Below are 17,174 nucleotides of genomic sequence, written 5' to 3'. Positions count from 1 at the left end.
GTTTTCACCCCTCTGAAGACGGGGGTTAGGCCCGTTCGAAGACGGGGGTTAGGCCCGTTCTGCCGGGCGCCGCGCGTCCGCAGACTCGGTTCATGAACACTGAGCTCGCGGCCAGCCCGCATCCCTCTGCCACGTCCCGGCCCTCGCGGCACCCGCGGGCCGCCCCCGGCAGCGACTTCGCCGAACTCAGCCGCCGTATGGCCCGGGAAGGGCTGCTCGGCCGCCGGCCTGTCTACTACACGGTCCGCTTCACGCTGGTGCTGTCGGCGTTCGCGGGAATCTGGTACGCGCTGTTCGCACTGGGCGACAGCTGGCTCCAGCTCGGCGTCGCGGCGCTGCTGTCGATCGTGCTCGCGCAGATCGCGCTGGTCTGCCACGACCTCGCCCATCGCCAGGTGTTCAGCCGGCGGCTGCCCAGCGAGATCGGAGGCCGGATCGCGGGCAATCTCCTGATGGGCATGAGCTACGGCTGGTGGATGAACAAGCACACCCGCCATCACGCCAACCCCAACCACGAGGAGCGCGACCCGGACGTGTCCCCGGACATCCTGGTGTGGTCCCAGCGGCAGGCCGGGCAGGCCGGCGGGCTGGCGAGGTTCGTCGGACGACGGCAGGCGTACCTGTTCTTCCCACTCCTGCTGCTGGAAGGGCTCAACCTCAGCTTCAACAGCTTCCGCGCGCTGGCCGGCCCGACGATGAAGCGCCCCTTCCTCGAAGGAGCGCTTCTGGTCGCCCACTTCGTCGGCTACTTCTGGGCCGTGTTCGCCGCGCTGCCGGCCGGCAAGGCCATCGCGTTCATCGCGGTGAACCAGGCGCTGCTCGGCGTCTACCTGGGCTGCGTCTTCGCTCCCAACCACAAGGGCATGCTGATGGTGACGCCCGAGATGAAGCTCGACTTCCTGCGGCGCCAGGTGCTGACCTCCCGCAACGTGCGGGGCGGCCGCCTCGTCGACGCGGCCATGGGCGGCCTCAACTACCAGGTGGAGCACCACCTCTTCCCGAGCATGCCCACCCCAGCCCTCACCCGTGCCGCCGAGATCACCAAAGAGTTCTGCGCGGAGAAGGGCATCCCTTACTGCGAGACCGGGCTGCTGCGCTCGTACCGCGAGGTGCTCCGTCATCTGCATCAGGTCGGCGAACCCATCCGGAAGGCGTCCTGACCCTCTGTTCCGGCAGCCGCCGTCTCCGTAGCGGTGAGCATGACACGGCGATGAGAGCGGGCGTTCCTCGATTGTCAGTGGCGTCCTGTTGTATGGAACGCATGGAGCACACGAGCAACGCGGATCTGCGTGCGGAGGCCGACGCGGTCCTCGCCCGTCTCGTCGGGGACGCCTCGGGCGCGGCACGGCTGCGCGAGGACCAGTGGCGGGCGATCGAGGCGCTGGTTGCCGAGCGGCGGCGGGCCCTGGTCGTCCAGCGCACGGGATGGGGCAAGTCCGCGGTGTACTTCGTGGCGACCTCACTGCTGCGCGCCCGCGGCAGCGGCCCCACCGTCATCGTCTCCCCGCTGCTCGCGCTCATGCGCAACCAGGTCGAGTCCGCCGCGCGGGCGGGCATCCACGCCCGGACGATCAACTCGTCGAACACCGAGGAGTGGGCCGCCGTCCAGGAGGAGATCGCCGCCGGTGCGGTCGATGTCCTGCTGGTCAGCCCGGAGCGGCTCAACAACCCCGACTTCCGCGACCAGGTGCTGCCCGCGCTGGCCGCGGCGACGGGGCTCCTCGTCGTGGACGAGGCGCACTGCATCTCCGACTGGGGCCACGACTTCCGCCCGGACTACCGGCGCCTGCGGACCATGCTCGCCGACCTCCCGCCGGGCGTGCCCGTCCTCGCGACCACCGCCACGGCCAACGCGCGCGTGACCGCGGACGTCGCCGACCAGCTCGGCACCGGCGGCTCCTCGGACGCCCTGGTGCTGCGCGGCCCCCTGGACCGCGAGAGCCTGAGTCTGAGCGTGCTGCGGCTGCCGGACGCCGCGCACCGGATGGCCTGGCTCGCCGACCACCTCGACGAGCTGCCGGGCTCCGGAATCGTCTACACCCTCACCGTGGCCGCCGCCGAGGAGGTCACCACCTTCCTGCGGCACCACGGACACACGGTCGCCTCGTACACGGGCAGGACGGAGAACGCCGACCGGCAGCAGGCCGAGGAGGACCTGCTCGGCAACAAGGTCAAGGCCCTGGTCGCCACCTCCGCCCTCGGCATGGGGTTCGACAAGCCCGACCTCGGCTTCGTGGTGCACCTGGGCTCGCCCTCCTCCCCCATCGCCTACTACCAGCAGGTCGGCCGCGCCGGACGCGGTGTGGAGCACGCCGAGGTGCTGCTCCTGCCGGGGCGGGAGGACGAGGCGATCTGGGAGTACTTCGCCTCCCTCGCCTTCCCGTCGGAGGACCTGGTGCGCCGCACGCTCGACGTCCTCGCGCGCGCGGACGGCCCGCTGTCCCTGCCCGCCCTGGAACCGTTGGTGGAGCTGCGCCGCTCCCGCCTGGAGACCATGCTCAAGGTCCTGGACGTGGACGGGGCGGTACGACGGGTCAAGGGCGGCTGGATCGCGACGGGCCGGCCGTGGACGTACGACACCGAGCGGTACGACTGGGTCGCCCGGCAGCGGAAGGCCGAACAGCAGGCGATGCGCGAGTACGCCTCGACGAGCGGCTGCCGCATGGAGTTCCTCCAGCGGCAGCTCGACGACGAGGGCGCCAAGCCCTGCGGCCGCTGCGACAACTGCGCGGGGCCGCGCTTCACCGCGGACACGTCCGCGGCCGCGGTGGACGCCGCGCGCGTGGACCTGGGCCGGGCGGGCGTCGAGGTGGAGCCCCGCCGTATGTGGCCGACCGGGCTGCCCGCGGTCGGCGTCGACCTCAAGGGCCGTATCCCCGCTGGAGAACAGGCCGCGCCCGGACGGGCGTTGGGCCGACTGTCGGACATCGGCTGGGGCAACCGGCTGCGGCCGATGTTCACGCCCCAGGCGCCCGACGGTCCCGTGCCGGAGGATGTGGCGAAGGCTGTCGTGGGTGTGCTGGCCGACTGGGCCAAGGGCCCCGGAGGCTGGGCACCGGGAGCGCCGGACGCCCAGCCGCGCCCGGTCGGGGTCGTCACCGTCGCCTCCCGCACCCGGCCGCGGCTGATCGGCTCCCTGGGCGAGCACATCGCGCGGGTCGGCCGGCTGCCGCTGCTGGGGTCGGTGGAGTACACGGCCGACAGCGGCCCGGTCCCCCGGAGCAACAGCGCCCAGCGGCTCAAGGTGCTCGACGGATCCCTGACCGTGCCACCCGCCCTCGCCGCCGCGCTGGCCGAGGCGCGCGGACCAGTGCTGCTCGTGGACGACTTCACGGAGACGGGCTGGACCCTCGCGGTCGCGGCCCGCATGCTCCGACGGGCCGGTGCGCAGGGGGTGTTGCCCCTGGTCCTGGCGGTCCAGGGCTGACGCCCGGCACGGCGCGCCGCGGGCCCACGGGCGCGGTGCCGCCGGCCTGCCCGACAGCGTGTGACCACCCGTGTGGCCTGCACCGTCGACCTCAGGCGTCGCCCGGCACACCGGCGGGTAGGGATATAAGCCACGCACCACCTGATAAGGGTCGGTGGCCCCAATTGCTCGTTGCCGCTTCCAGGTTCGACAGGAAGAATTGAAGTCCGCTCCCCGCACGGCTCATCCGTGATCAGGTAGGGCTCCGCTGCGGTGTGCGCTCCCCCGAATCCAACCCCGCCCGCAGTGTGGGCGCGTAGCCGAAGGGAGGATCGTGACCTTCGGATTCGCTCCGTCCACGGCATCCACGTCGACGTCCGCCGACCTGTCCGCCGCATCCGCCAACCCTGTGGCCCGCATGCTCGAACCCGCGGAGTGGGCCGCCGCCGGTATCCCCCTGCTGCGCAACCCGCGCGAGGTGGTCAGCGGCCTGCACGCGCGGCACCGCCCCACGCCGGCCACCGCGATCGTGGCCGTGCTCGACCCGGACGAACGGCTGCGGGCGAGCGCCTCGTTCACCCGCCGCCCGGCGCCGGCCGACGGCTGGATGTTCCGCAACGCGCTCCTCGCCCAGCTGCGCCGGGTCATCCCGCACGACCTGCGCCGCCGCACGCCCGTGCGCACGGCCGTGCTGCTCTACTGCCGTGAGGGTGACGCGCGTTGGACGGAGGAGGACGGAGCCTGGATGTGGGGTCTGCGGGACGCCTGCACGCTCCACGGACTGCGCTGCGGGGCGTACATCATCCTGACCCGGGACGGCTGGCAGGTCCTCGGCGAGGGACGCGGCGGACGCCGGCCGAGCGCGGATTCGGCACCCGAGCCCTTCGCGATATCCGAAGCACCGCACCCACCGCCGCGCACCGGCGGCGCCGCCTCGGAGGTGCTGCGCCGCGCGGCGGCACGCTGAGCCGCCCACGGCCCTACGACCGCCCTGGTCCCCCACGCATGCTCCTCTTGCCCGAGCACGCACTTGCAGGTCCAGCAGGTCGCCACGTACCTGCAAGTCCAGCACGTCCCCGCAGGCCGAGCCCGTACCCCCAGGGGATCAGGACGCGAGCCTCAGGCCACCTCGTAACCGCCACGGCGCCGCGCCGGAGCCCGCGCCCACAGGCAGCCGCATACCCCGGCCGTCCGGGCACGCCGAAGCCGCCGCGTCGTGCGGGTGCCGCCACGGCGCCCTGCACGGGCCGCGCAGCCTCGCCCGCCCCGGGACCGGGGACCTACTCGGGCCTGCTCAGACGCCCGCGCCCAGCACCGCGTTGATCTGCTGCGGATCACCGCAGACGATCAGCAGGGCACCGGCGCGGTTCAGGGCCAGCGGCAGAGCGGTGGCGGCCACGGCGTCGGAGCCGCCATTGACGGCGACGACGACCACCGGGCGGGAGGCGGCACGCCCGGCGACGGCGGCGTCGGCGTAGAAGACGTCGTCGCCCGCGTCGTGCTGCGCCCAGTAGGCGGTCTCACCGAAGGACAGCTCATGGGCGGCCCACGGGTGCGGCTCGCCGGTGGTGATCACCAGCACGTCGCCGGGAGCACGGCCCGACTCCAGCAGGAGGTCCACGGCCTCCTCGGCGGCGTCGAGCGCTCCCTCGGCCGAGGCCGGGATCAGCTGGATCTGCGGGGTCGCCGGAGCCGAAGCGGCGGTGGGGCCGGCCGGCCCGGGCTTGGCCGCAGCCGCGTCACGCGGCGTCCGCTGCACCGGAGGCGCGGGCCGGAGAGGGCCGGGACGACCAGGACGCGGCGGAGCCGCGGGGCGGGGGCCGGGTACGGGGCGGGGGGTCGGCGCGGTGCGGCCGCTGGCCGGAGTGGCGCGGGGACCCTGGGCACTCTCGTGAATCTGAGGCTCCTCGGGGATGAGAGGCATGACCTGATGTTTATCAAACGTTGGTGCGGCACGCGTGGGTGGGTGACACATACGTGCGATCGGAATCGTCAGAAATCGAAGCCGAGCTGACCCTCGATCTCCGGAACGCTTCCGTCCGCCCAGCTGCGGGCCTTCTTGAGGTGCCGCCACTGGGGCAGCGCATCAAGATACGCCCACGACAACCGGTGGTACGGAGTGGGCCCCCGCACCTCCAGTGCGGCCTTGTGCACGGGCGACGGATACCCGGCATTGTCCGCAAAACCGAAGTCTGCATGTTCGACACCCAGTTCGGCCATCATTTTGTCGCGCTGAACCTTGGCGATCACCGATGCCGCCGCCACCGCCACACACGAGCGGTCACCCTTGATCACCGTCCGGACCTTCCAGGGCGCACCGAGATAGTCGTGCTTGCCGTCGAGGATCACAGCGTCGGGACGGACCGGCAGGCCCTCCAGGGCACGCACCGCCGCGAGCCGCAGCGCCGCCGTCATCCCCAGATCGTCGATCTCTTCCGGGGACGCGTGCCCCAGGGCGTACGAGGTCACCCACTTCTGCAGTTCCTCGGCGAGCGCGGTGCGTCGCTTGATGGTGAGCAGCTTCGAATCGGTGAGACCCTCGGGAGGCCGACGCAGTCCGGTGACCGCCGCGCAGACGGTGACGGGGCCGGCCCACGCGCCGCGCCCCACCTCGTCGACACCGGCAATGATCTTCGCTCCGGTCGTGGCGCGGAGGGAGCGCTCGACGGTGTGAGTAGGTGGTTCGTACGGCATGGCGCCCTTAGCGTACGCCGCTCCGAACCCGCCGCGACACCCCGGTTGCCCCTGCCGTCCCTCGACAACCGCGACGCGCGCTCAGACCCCGGGCAACCGCAGCAGCGGCACCATCAGCTGGTCGACCATCTCCTCGAGATCTCGGTCACTCCATTCGCACCCGCACATCTTCGACCGGTACATCATCATCGCCGGGACGGCGTCGAAGACATACCCGTTGGCGGCGTCGGGCCGAACCTCACCACGCTGAATCCCACGGTCAATGACCTCACGCAGCAGCGTGATCATCGGCTCGACGACACCTTCGATGATCACGGAGTGGAAGCGCTCCGCCTGCATGGTGTCGCATTCGTGAATGACGGCACGCAGGGCGAAACCCGACCGCGAGAACATCGCGTCACGCGCCTGCCGGCACAGCGCCAGCAGGTCCTCGCGCACACTCCCCAGGTCGGCCGCCGCGTCGAGCCGCGGCAATCCGGCCTGCAACGCGTCCGCGACCAGGTCCTCCTTGGACGGCCAGCGGCGGTAGACCGCCGCCTTGCCGGTCTGGGCGCCGGCGGCGACGCCCTCCATCGTGAGACCGCTCCAGCCGACCGTACTGAGTTGCTCCAGCGCGGCATCGAGAATCGCACGTTCGAGCACGGCGCCGCGCCGACGGGGGGAGGCCGCCTGAGCGTGGGCGGCCGACCAGCGCGAAGTAACCATCCGAGTGTCTCCAGCGAAGAACAGAAAAAAAGGGGGATGCGAGGCAAAGGGGACGCGTCGCTCGACAGCGGCCGAGCGTATGCCACGCGACGACAGCCTGAGTGAACGCTTGCGTTCACTACCGGGGAGTCACTACCGTTGACGCGACAGTGAACGCGAGCGTTCACTAACGCTCTTGTGGGGGACCCATAGTGACGACCTCTCAGTTGATTCAGGATCAGAAGCCAGGCGCGGCTCGTCGGCAGGGGCATCCCGGCATCGCGCTCACCGTCATCGCGGCCTGCCAGCTCATGGTGGTACTCGACGCGACGATTGTGAATATCGCGCTCCCGCACATTCAAGAAGCGCTCAAGTTCAGCACCACCGATCTCACCTGGGTGGTCAGCGCGTACACCCTGACCTTCGGCGGTCTGCTGCTCCTCGGTGCCCGAGCCGGTGACATCCTCGGCCGCCGCCGTGTCTTCATGGCCGGCATCCTGCTCTTCACCTTCGCCTCGCTGCTGGGCGGACTCGCCCAGGAGCCCTGGCAGTTGCTGGCGGCGCGCGCCCTCCAGGGCGTGGGCGGCGCGATCGCGTCGCCGACCTCGCTGGCCCTCATCACCACCACCTTCGCCGAAGGCCCGGAGCGCAACCGCGCGTTCGGCGTCTTCGCCGCGGTGTCCGCGGGCGGTGGCGCCATCGGCCTGCTTGCGGGCGGCATGCTCACCGAGTGGCTGGACTGGCGCTGGGTGCTCTTCGTGAACGTCCCGATCGGTGTGCTGATCGCCGTTCTGACGCCGCTCTACATCAACGAGTCCGAACGGCACCCCGGCCGGTTCGACATCGCGGGGGCGCTGACCTCGACGGTCGGCATGGCCTCCCTCGTCTACGGCTTCATCCGCGCGGCCGAGGAGGGCTGGCGGGACGGTCTGACGCTCACGTCCTTCGGGGTCGCCCTGGTCCTGCTGGTCGCGTTCGTGCTCACCGAGATGCGGGCCAGGGAACCGATCACCCCGCTGAAGATGTTCACCGACCGCAACCGCGCGGGCACGTACATGATCATGCTGAGCCTGGCCGCGGCGATGTTCGGCATGTTCTTCTACATCGTGCTGTTCGTGCAGAACGTGCTGAGCTACAGCCCGATCAAGGCGGGCGTGGCCTTCCTGCCCGTCACGGTCGCGATCGTGATCGGCGCGGGGCTGTCGCAGCGGTTCCTGCCGGTTCTCGGCCCGAAGCCGTTCATGCTGGTCGGCTCGGCGCTCGTGGTCGTCGGACTGGTCTGGCAGACCTTCATCAGCCCCGACAGCTCGTACATAGGCGGCATCCTCGGCCCGATGCTGGTGTTCGGCTTCGGCATGGGCCTGAACTTCGTGACGGCGACGGTGACCGCGGTCGCCGGTGTCGCCCCGCACGAGGCGGGTGCGGCGTCCGGCCTCCTCAACGCCACCCAGCAGGTCGGCGGTTCGCTGGGCCTCTCCATCCTCACCACCGTGTTCGGCACGGCCAGCAAGGACGAGGCGGAGAAACAGCTCCCGAACTTCATGGCCGAGAGCTCGCCGGAGCAGCAGGCCCAGTTCGCCCAGACCCACCAACTGCCCGCGCCCTGGGGCCACGAAGTGCTCGCGCAGGGCATCTCCACGGCGTTCATCCCGGCCGCCGCGATGGCGGTGCTCGCGCTGATCACGGCCTGGCTGGTGATTCGCGTCCGCAAGAGCGACCTGGAGGCCCTGTCCGGCACGGCGGGCCCGGTGGTCGGCTGACCGAAGGACATCGCGGGCCGGACACACCGGCCGGTCGAGGGGCATGACGGGGGTATGCCCGCGGCCGGTCGGCCGGCCCGCGAGCGACCGCGGATGGCGGGACCGCGTCCAGGGGACCGACGGCGAGGACGCAGGTCCGGCCATCCGCGCACGCCACGCCGGAACCGCCACGGCGAGCAGCCCCGCCAGCACCACCAGCACTCCCATGGCCACCCCCCGAGTCGTCCGCGCCGGTACCGCGGGCGCAGCCGGCGCACCGCGGTTACCACGACAACGCACGGCCGGTCACGGAGAGTTCCCGGCATGCACAGAGAGTTTCCGGCGTGGCCTCGAGGCGGGTCAGCCGGCCGTCGGAGCCCAGTCCGGCAGCGCCTCGGTCCGCGCCACCCACTCGGCGGGCGGCGCACCCGACGTGCCCGCGGCGATCACCCCGCCCACGATGGCGCAGGTGGTGTCGACATCGCCCCCGACCTGCGCGGTCGTCCAGAACGCCCGCTCGTAGTCCCCGAGCGAACGCGCGGCCGACCAGAGGGCGAAGGGCACGGTGTCATGGGCCGTCGTACGCCGTCCGCAGCCCAGTACGGCCGCGACCGTGGCCGCGTCGGCGTAGTCGAGCATGTCGCGGGCGCGCCGCAGGCCGGCTCCGACGGCGCTCTTCGGGACGAGGGCCACGACTCCGTCGAGGAGCGCCTCGGCGCTCGGCGGTCCGGCGGGGTCGGCGGCCAGCGCGGCGGCCGCGGCGACGGCCATGGCGCCGACGACGGCCTCGCGATGCTGGTGGGTGGGGTAGGCGGAGATCTCCGCCTGGTGGGTGGCCTGCTCAGGGTCGTCCGCGTACCAGGCGCCCAGGGGAGCGATCCGCATCGCGGCGCCGTTGCCCCAGGACCCCTGCCCGTTGAAGAGCCCGGCGGCCAGCTCGCGCCAGTCGCCGCCCTCCCGGACCAGCCGGAGCAGCCGGTTGACGGCGGGGCCGTAGCCACGGTCGAAGTCGTGGTGATGGGCGAAGGACTGGGCCAGGGCGTCCTGGTCGATCCGTCGGTGGGCGGCGAGGACGGCGACGATGGAGCAGGCCATCTCCGTGTCGTCGGTCCACTGCCAGGGGCCGGGCGGCAGCTCGCGTCGCTTCAGCAGCGGATAGTTCACCGGAACGAAGAACTGAGAGCCCAGCGCGTCCCCCACCGCCAGTCCGCGCAGGCTCGCCAGGGCGCGGTTCAGGCGCCCGTCGGAAGAGGAGTCAGCGGTCATCGCCCTGCCACTCTATCCGGTGATCCCGTAGGGTTCCGGATCTCGCCAACGTTCAAACGGCCGGTCCAGCGTGTACTTGCCGTCCTCCCCCAGAACGAGCATCCGCATGTCGCCGTTCCCCGGGTTCGCCAGCGACTCGAACTCGGCGACCGTCCAGTGGAACCAGCGCATGCAGAACAGCCGCATGGCCAGGCCATGGGTCACCAGGAGCACGTTCGGCGGGTGGTCGGGGGCCTCGAAGCTGCGGAACAGGCTCTCCAGGAAGCCGCCCACCCGGTCGTAGACGTCGGCGCCGCTCTCGCCCTGGGCGAAGCGGTAGAAGAAGTGGCCGTACGCGTCCCGGTAGGCCTTCTGCAGCCGTACGTCCTCGCGGTCCTGCCAGTTCCCCCAGTCCTGCTCGCGCAGCCGGGGCTCCTCGCGTACCCGTATGAGCTCGGGGTCGAGGTGGAAGGCGCGCAGGGTCTCGTGCGTACGGCGGTAGGGGGAGACGTAGACGCTGACCCGTTCCCGCCCGAACAGCTCGCGCAGTCGCTTGCCGGTCTCCTCGGCCTGGCGCCGGCCCCGTTCGGTCAGGGCCAGGGCGTGGTCGGGTTCGCGTTCGTACACGGAGTCATCGACGTTGCCCGTTGACTCGCCGTGCCGGACAAGGACGATGCGCCGTGGTCGTGCCATGCCAAAACCCTAGATCGGGGCGTGACCGGTCGAGCACTCGCGCGGGCTCCATACGGCGTAGGTCACACACTTTCCGCACGGGGGACCACACAGGAGGCACGATTCACCCGTCCGGATGTCGATCCGGATGTCAAACCGTCCAGGTCGGCTCCAGGTCGACGATGTCACCCGTGAGCGCGGCGACGTCCGCTTCGGTCTGGGCCCGCAGGGCGAGCCGTTCGACCCGCTCGGTGCGGTACTTGCCGTGCTCGGCCGCCGACCGCCACATGGAAAGGATCATGAACTCGTTTCCGGGTGCCTCGGCGAACAGGCCGCGGATCATGCCCGGTGAACCGGCCATCGCGGGGTTCCAGACCTTCTCCTGCATCAGGGTGAAGTTCTCGACGCGGTCCTCGTGGACACGGCAGAGGGCGACCCGGAGGAGATCGGCGTCCGTGAAGCGGGGCTCGAAGCCGGTCTTCACGTCGAAGCGGTGGTCGAACAGCCTGGCCTGGGCGTCCTTGAAGGTACCCGACTGGGCCGCCGCCAGCCGGTCGTGGGAACGGGCCATGAAGGAGTCGTAGAAGGCCCGGCTTTCCCAGAAGGCGAAGACATGGGCCACGGAGGGCCGGCTACGGCTCCAGCCCCCGCCCTGCCCCCGGAAACCCGGCTCACCCAGCAGCCCCGCCCACTTTCGCTGTCCCCGTTCGAACCCCCGGCGGTCCACCACGGTGCAGCGAATCCACTTGACCAGCACCGCGCCATGGTAAGGCCACGGAGCGTGGCGGCGGTCGCGCTCCGGCGGACAGGACGCGCGCGAGCGCCCCGGCGTGCGTGGCAGGATGGGCAACCGGCTTTGACCGCCCGGCAGTTCGGTCGGCGGGCACTCGGGGAAGGGGGACGTTCGTGAACGGCATCAGCAAGGGCATCCGCAAGGTCGAGATCGCGCTGAAGTGGGACCCGAGCCCGGCGGGGCAGCCACCCACCGATCTCGACATAGTGGCCGCCACCTACCTGACGAGCGAGCCGTACGGCGATCCCGCGTACGTGGTGCACTTCGACAGCCGCTCCCCCGACGGCACCATCTATCTCAACCGCGACAGCAAGGACGGCAAGGGCTTCGGCTGGGACGAGGTGCTGACCGTGGAGCTCGAGCGGCTCGATCCCCGCTACGCGCGCGTGGTGGTCGGTGTCGTCATACAGCAGCGGCCCGCGCGGCGCACCTTCGTCAGCATTGGCAACCCGGCCCTGCGCATCCGAGAGGGGTACACCGATCTCGCCCAGGACGACTTCGGCGGTGTCCTCGGGGCCACGGCGGCGACGGTCGCGGAGTTCCGGCGCGGCGAGGCGGGAGTGTGGGACTTCCACCCCGGGGTGACCGGCTTCGAGGACGACCCCACGGACTTCACACGGATCATGGGCACGACGCGACGGCCCTGAGCCTCCGTCTCCGTTTCGCATACGCGAAGAGGGGCGCCGGCCACGGGCCGGCGCCCCTCATTCACATCTCAGCGATCAGCTGCAACCGCTGGTCGAGCCGCAGCCCTCGCAGATGTAGCAGGACCCGGCCCGCTGCATCTTCGTGCCGCAGGAGAAGCACAGCGGGGCGTCGGCCTGGATGCCCAGCTGCATCTCCACCAGCTCGGCGCTGGTGTGGGCCTGCCGCGGGGCGGGCTTGGCCGCCTCGACGTCGGCCTTCGGGGTGGCGACGGCCTTGAGTTCCTGGGCGCGCGGCGCCGACTGGGCCAGGCCCTCGACGTCGACGTCCTCGTCGTCCAGCGGCTCGTAGGAGCCGGTCTCCAGGTGGCGCTGACGCTCCTCGGCGGAGTGGATGCCGAGCGCGGAGCGGGTCTCGAACGGCAGGAAGTCGAGCGCCAGGCGGCGGAAGATGTAGTCGACGATCGACTGCGCCATCCGCACGTCCGGGTCGTCGGTCATACCGGCCGGCTCGAAGCGCATGTTCGTGAACTTCGAGACGTACGTCTCCAGCGGCACGCCGTACTGGAGGCCGACGGAGACCGCGATGGAGAAGGCGTCCATCATGCCCGCGAGGGTCGAGCCCTGCTTGGACATCTTCAGGAAGACCTCGCCGAGACCGTCGTCCGGGTAGGAGTTGGCGGTCATGTAGCCCTCGGCGCCGCCGACGGTGAAGGACGTGGTGATGCCGGGACGTCCCTTCGGGAGGCGCTTGCGGACCGGGCGGTACTCGACGACCTTCTCGACCTTGGCCGGCTCGACCGCCTTCTCCTCGGCCTTCTCCTTCTCCTTGGTCTTCGCGGAGAGCGGCTGGCCGACCTTGCAGTTGTCGCGGTAGATGGCGAGGGCCTTGATGCCCATCTTCCAGGCCTCGAAGTAGATCTCCTCGACCTCCTCGACGGTCGCCGTCTCCGGCATGTTGACCGTCTTGGACAGGGCGCCGGAGATCCACGGCTGGATCGCGGCCATCATGCGGACGTGGCCCATCGGGGAGATGGCGCGCTCGCCCATGGCGCAGTCGAACACCTCGTAGTGCTCGGGCTTGAGGCCGGGGGCGTCGATCACATTGCCGTGCTCGGCGATGTGGGCGACGATCGCCTCGATCTGCTCCTCCTGGTAGCCCAGGCGGCGCAGGGCCTGCGGGACGGTGCCGTTGACGATCTGCATCGAGCCGCCGCCGACCAGCTTCTTGAACTTGACCAGGGCGAGGTCGGGCTCGAGGCCGGTGGTGTCGCAGGACATCGCCAGACCGATGGTGCCGGTCGGGGCGATGACGGACGCCTGGGAGTTACGGAAACCGTTCTTCTCGCCGAGGCGGAGCACGTCCTGCCAGGCCTCCGTGGCGGCGGCCCAGATCGGCGTGTCCAGGTCGTCCATGCGGACGGCCTTGTCGTTGGCGTCGGAGTGCTGCTTCATGACGCGGTTGTGCGCGTCGGCGTTACGGGCGTAGCCGTCGTACGGGCCTACGACCGCGGCGAGCTCCGCGGAGCGGCGGTACGCCGTACCGGTCATCAGGGAGGTGACGGCACCGGCGAGGGCGCGGCCGCCGTCGGAGTCGTACGCGTGACCGGTGGCCATCAGCAGGGCGCCCAGGTTGGCGTAACCGATGCCGAGCTGGCGGAAGGCGCGGGTGTTCTCGCCGATCTTCTGGGTCGGGAAGTCCGCGAAGCAGATGGAGATGTCCATCGCCGTGATGACCAGCTCGACGACCTTGGCGAAGCGCTCGGCCTCGAAGGACTGGTGGCCCTTGCCGTCGTCCTTCAGGAACTTCATCAGGTTCAGCGAGGCGAGGTTGCAGGACGTGTTGTCCAGGTGCATGTACTCGCTGCAGGGGTTCGAGCCGTTGATCCGGCCGGACTCCGGGCAGGTGTGCCAGTGGTTGATCGTGTCGTCGTACTGGATGCCCGGGTCGGCGCACGCCCAGGCGGCCTCGGCCATCTTGCGGAACAGGGCCTTGGCGTCGACCTCCTCGATGACCTCGCCGGTCAGGCGGGCGCGCAGGCCGAACTTCTCGCCGTTCTCGACGGCCTTCATGAACTCGTCGTTCACGCGGACCGAGTTATTGGCGTTCTGGTACTGGACGGACGTGATGTCGTCGCCGCCCAGGTCCATGTCGAAGCCCGCGTCGCGCAGCGCGCGGATCTTCTCCTCTTCCTTGACCTTGGTCTCGATGAAGTCCTCGATGTCGGGGTGGTCGACGTCGAGGATGACCATCTTGGCCGCGCGGCGGGTGGCACCGCCGGACTTGATCGTTCCTGCGGAGGCGTCGGCGCCGCGCATGAAGGAGACGGGGCCGGAGGCGTTGCCGCCGGAGGACAGCAGCTCCTTGGAGGAGCGGATGCGGGACAGGTTCAGGCCGGCACCGGAGCCGCCCTTGAAGATCATGCCCTCTTCCTTGTACCAGTCGAGGATCGACTCCATGGAGTCGTCGACGGACAGGATGAAGCAGGCGGAGACCTGCTGGGGCTGCGGGGTGCCGACGTTGAACCAGACGGGGCTGTTGAAGCTGAAGATCTGGTGCAGGAGGGCGTAGGCCAGCTCGTGCTCGAAGATCTCGGCGTCGGCGGGCGAGGCGAAGTACTTGTAGTCCTCGCCGGCCTTCCGGTACGTCTTCACGATGCGGTCGATCAGCTGCTTGAGGCTGGTCTCGCGCTGCGGGGTGCCGACGGCACCGCGGAAGTACTTGCTGGTGACGATGTTGACCGCGTTCACCGACCAGAAGTCGGGGAACTCGACGCCACGCTGCTCGAAATTGACCGAGCCGTCGCGCCAGTTGGTCATGACGACGTCACGGCGCTCCCACTGGACCTCGTCGTACGGGTGTACGCCGGGGGTGGTGTGGATGCGCTCGATACGCAGCCCCTTGGTGGCCTTGGCGCCCTTTGCTCGGGAACCTCGTGCCGGACCGCTCGCCGTCTCTGTCATGCCGCCTCCCTGTACGGGCGAAAACGCCCTGAAGTGCCCCGATGTTCCCGGAGCACGGTGTTCTGTCTGATGTTGCGGGCACCCTCTCGCTGCCGCCCGCAACAGGTCTTCGATCGCCGCCGACCCGGCCGGTTCCGGACACGATGTCCGGCCCGGCCGCTCGGTCAGTCGGCGGCGCCTGCGGGCTCGGGGACCTGTGCGGCCTCTCCCGACCCGCGGTCGTCTTCCTGGCTCCCCACGCCGGGGTCTCCGTCGTCCGCGGCGCGGCGTCCGGTCTGCTCCCTGAGTTCGGCGATCGCCGCCTCGAAGTCCTCGAGCGAGTCGAACGCCCGGTAGACGGACGCGAAGCGCAGATAGGCGACGAGGTCCAGCTCCTGCAACGGGCCGAGTATGGCCAGCCCCACGTCGTGGGTGGTCAGCTCGGCGCTCCCGGTGGCCCGCACCGCCTCCTCGACCCGCTGGCCGAGCTGGGCGAGCGCGTCCTCGGTGACAGGCCGCCCCTGGCATGCCTTGCGCACACCGTTGATGACCTTGGTACGGCTGAATGGCTCGGTGACTCCCGACCGCTTGACCACCATCAGCGAACAGGTCTCCACGGTCGTGAAACGACGGGAGCAGTCAGGACACTGGCGGCGCCTGCGGATCGACGTGCCGTCGTCGGTCGTACGGCTGTCGACGACGCGGCTGTCGGAGTGCCTGCAGAAGGGGCAGTGCATGAACTCCAACCCTCCCTCACAGCAGACTCAATAGCCTCAGAGGCCTCACGGGCCCCTCGAAGCAGCCACAAGCATAGGCGATCGCTGCGGGGTCGATGACCCGGGGGACCACAACTTCTGGGCTGCTGTCGCCATCCAACCACTAGATGTGGGGATTGGCGCGTACACCCAGCCCAGGCCGCGTGTCGGCCCGCACACACACGGGCGCGCGGTCGTGCACGCGATGGCGCATGGGGAGATAGCGTGGCCGCCGCACGGAGAAGACGTAGGACTCCTGCGCGAACGAGGGCCGGTGCCCGGTTGACGGGACGCCGGATGGCAGACTGGGGCCTCACCCCACAAGGGCGGATCCCCGGCGGTGAAGAGTACAACAATGGGCGCTTTTGCCCGCGCCGCACCGCGTTAGCCATACACCCAGACACATGATCACGACAGTCGAATCGCGAATTTTCACTCGAACGTGTGTTTGGCGCAACCTTTCGAAAGCAACTACCGTTGTCCAGCAGGGAGACCATCGAGAGGGGCCGACGTGACCACCACCGCAGACAGTGCCACCATCACTGCCCAGGACCGCTCCCAGGGCCGACTCGAGCCGGTGCATGCGATGAACGAAGCCACGAATCCCGAGGGGCCCAAGCGCTCCCTGCCGGGCCGACCTCCAGGCATCCGGGCGGACAGCTCGGGACTCACGGACCGGCAACGCCGTGTGATCGAGGTCATCAGGGACTCGGTCCAGCGGCGCGGCTACCCGCCGTCGATGCGGGAGATCGGCCAGGCGGTCGGCCTGTCCAGCACCTCGTCCGTGGCACACCAGCTGATGGCACTGGAGCGCAAGGGCTTCCTGCGCCGCGACCCGCACCGCCCGCGTGCCTACGAGGTCCGCGGCTCCGACCAGGCCGCCTCGGTGACGCCCACCGACACCGCCGGCAAGCCGGCCGCGTCGTACGTGCCGCTGGTCGGCCGGATCGCCGCGGGTGGCCCGATCCTCGCCGAGGAGTCGGTCGAGGACGTCTTCCCGCTGCCCCGGCAGCTGGTCGGTGACGGTGAGCTGTTCGTCCTGAAGGTCGTCGGCGACTCCATGATCGAGGCCGCGATCTGCGACGGCGACTGGGTCACGGTCCGCCGCCAGCCGGTCGCCGAGAACGGCGACATCGTGGCCGCGATGCTCGACGGCGAGGCCACCGTCAAGCGCTTCAAGCGCGAGGACGGCCACGTCTGGCTCCTCCCGCACAACGCCGCGTACGAGCCCATCCCGGGCGACGACGCGACCATCCTGGGCAAGGTGGTGGCCGTGCTGCGGCGCGTATGACGGCCGCGACGGGCGGGCTGCTCGCAGCCGCCCCTCTGACCGGGCCCCGGGACCCCTGCGCCGGTTCCGGGGCCCTGTGCTGTCCGGGTTCGCGATGCCTGCGCTGACCGAGTTCGTGAGGCTCGGTGCTGGCCGGGTTTGTGATGCTCCGTGCTGGCCGGGTTTGTGATGAGCGCATCGTGGGGGGGGGGGGGGGGGGGGGGGGGGGGGGGACCCCCCACCGCCCCCCTCCCCCCTCCCTCTCGTCCCTCCGGCTCCCGCCACCAACACACTCAACCCACGCCTGGTATTAGTTGGCTCCACAACAA

The 17,174-nt window shown here is 70.4% G+C and carries 14 protein-coding genes; 6 read left to right on the top strand and 8 right to left on the bottom strand.

Annotated features, from left to right (window positions below):
• Positions 1-92 precede the first annotated feature (92 nt).
• The 3 genes from ACZ42A_RS27230 (at position 93) to ACZ42A_RS27220 (ending at position 4,373) form a co-directional block, all read left to right on the top strand.
• Positions 93-1,160, top strand: coding sequence for a fatty acid desaturase family protein (locus tag ACZ42A_RS27230; protein WP_468529905.1), 1,068 nt, complete (start codon positions 93-95; stop codon positions 1,158-1,160).
• 101 nt (positions 1,161-1,261) lie between these two features.
• On the top strand, positions 1,262-3,427 hold the full coding sequence (locus ACZ42A_RS27225) for a RecQ family ATP-dependent DNA helicase (protein ID WP_468529904.1): 2,166 nt from the start codon (positions 1,262-1,264) through the stop codon (positions 3,425-3,427).
• A 313-nt stretch (positions 3,428-3,740) separates the two neighbouring features.
• Complete coding sequence (locus tag ACZ42A_RS27220) at positions 3,741-4,373, top strand: hypothetical protein (protein ID WP_468529903.1); 633 nt, start codon at positions 3,741-3,743, stop codon at positions 4,371-4,373.
• A gap of 327 nt (positions 4,374-4,700) precedes the next feature.
• Here ACZ42A_RS27220 and ACZ42A_RS27215 read toward each other — a convergent pair whose 3' ends face one another.
• From ACZ42A_RS27215 to ACZ42A_RS27205, 3 genes are all read right to left on the bottom strand, one after another.
• Entirely contained in the window at positions 4,701-5,330 is a 630-nt protein-coding gene (locus ACZ42A_RS27215; RefSeq protein ID WP_468529902.1) for a hypothetical protein, read from the bottom strand.
• 68 nt (positions 5,331-5,398) lie between these two features.
• Positions 5,399-6,100, bottom strand: a complete 702-nt coding sequence (locus tag ACZ42A_RS27210) for a ribonuclease HII (protein WP_468529901.1) — start codon at positions 6,098-6,100, stop codon at positions 5,399-5,401.
• A gap of 81 nt (positions 6,101-6,181) precedes the next feature.
• Positions 6,182-6,805 (bottom strand): TetR/AcrR family transcriptional regulator, encoded by a 624-nt coding sequence (locus ACZ42A_RS27205; protein WP_468529900.1) that lies wholly within the window; start codon positions 6,803-6,805, stop codon positions 6,182-6,184.
• A gap of 191 nt (positions 6,806-6,996) precedes the next feature.
• On the opposite strand from ACZ42A_RS27205, the gene ACZ42A_RS27200 reads away from it, so the two are divergent.
• A complete protein-coding gene (locus ACZ42A_RS27200; RefSeq protein WP_468529899.1) occupies positions 6,997-8,544 on the top strand; it encodes an MFS transporter in 1,548 nt (515 codons plus the stop codon).
• A gap of 339 nt (positions 8,545-8,883) precedes the next feature.
• On the opposite strand, the gene ACZ42A_RS27195 is transcribed toward ACZ42A_RS27200, so the two are convergent.
• The 3 genes from ACZ42A_RS27195 to ACZ42A_RS27185 form a co-directional block, all read right to left on the bottom strand.
• Positions 8,884-9,789: an ADP-ribosylglycohydrolase family protein gene (locus ACZ42A_RS27195; RefSeq protein ID WP_468529898.1), complete on the bottom strand. Its 906-nt coding sequence runs from the start codon at positions 9,787-9,789 to the stop codon at positions 8,884-8,886.
• A gap of 12 nt (positions 9,790-9,801) precedes the next feature.
• Entirely contained in the window at positions 9,802-10,461 is a 660-nt protein-coding gene (locus ACZ42A_RS27190; protein ID WP_468529897.1) for a histidine phosphatase family protein, read from the bottom strand.
• 130 nt (positions 10,462-10,591) lie between these two features.
• Positions 10,592-11,197: a YdbC family protein gene (locus tag ACZ42A_RS27185; protein WP_468529896.1), complete on the bottom strand. Its 606-nt coding sequence runs from the start codon at positions 11,195-11,197 to the stop codon at positions 10,592-10,594.
• 149 nt (positions 11,198-11,346) lie between these two features.
• On the opposite strand from ACZ42A_RS27185, the gene ACZ42A_RS27180 reads away from it, so the two are divergent.
• The gene (locus ACZ42A_RS27180) at positions 11,347-11,880 is read left to right on the top strand and encodes a TerD family protein (protein ID WP_468529895.1); all 534 of its coding nucleotides are present in this window, start codon (positions 11,347-11,349) and stop codon (positions 11,878-11,880) included.
• Between the two features lie 75 nt (positions 11,881-11,955).
• Here ACZ42A_RS27180 and ACZ42A_RS27175 read toward each other — a convergent pair whose 3' ends face one another.
• Together ACZ42A_RS27175 and nrdR are read right to left on the bottom strand one after the other, a co-directional pair.
• Complete coding sequence (locus ACZ42A_RS27175; RefSeq protein WP_468529894.1) at positions 11,956-14,841, bottom strand: vitamin B12-dependent ribonucleotide reductase; 2,886 nt, start codon at positions 14,839-14,841, stop codon at positions 11,956-11,958.
• Between the two features lie 164 nt (positions 14,842-15,005).
• Positions 15,006-15,557: a transcriptional regulator NrdR gene (gene nrdR, locus ACZ42A_RS27170; protein ID WP_468529893.1), complete on the bottom strand. Its 552-nt coding sequence runs from the start codon at positions 15,555-15,557 to the stop codon at positions 15,006-15,008.
• 529 nt (positions 15,558-16,086) lie between these two features.
• Here nrdR and lexA point away from each other — a divergent pair.
• Positions 16,087-16,866 carry a transcriptional repressor LexA gene (lexA, locus tag ACZ42A_RS27165; RefSeq protein WP_468529892.1) on the top strand — a complete coding sequence of 260 codons (780 nt, stop codon included), beginning with the start codon at positions 16,087-16,089 and terminating at the stop codon, positions 16,864-16,866.
• Positions 16,867-17,174: the final 308 nt, after the last annotated feature.

This window comes from Streptomyces sp. NPDC030838, assembly GCF_055572035.1.
Note: the sequence above shows the minus strand (reverse complement) of the source record. Positions and strands in the feature narration are given on the sequence as shown.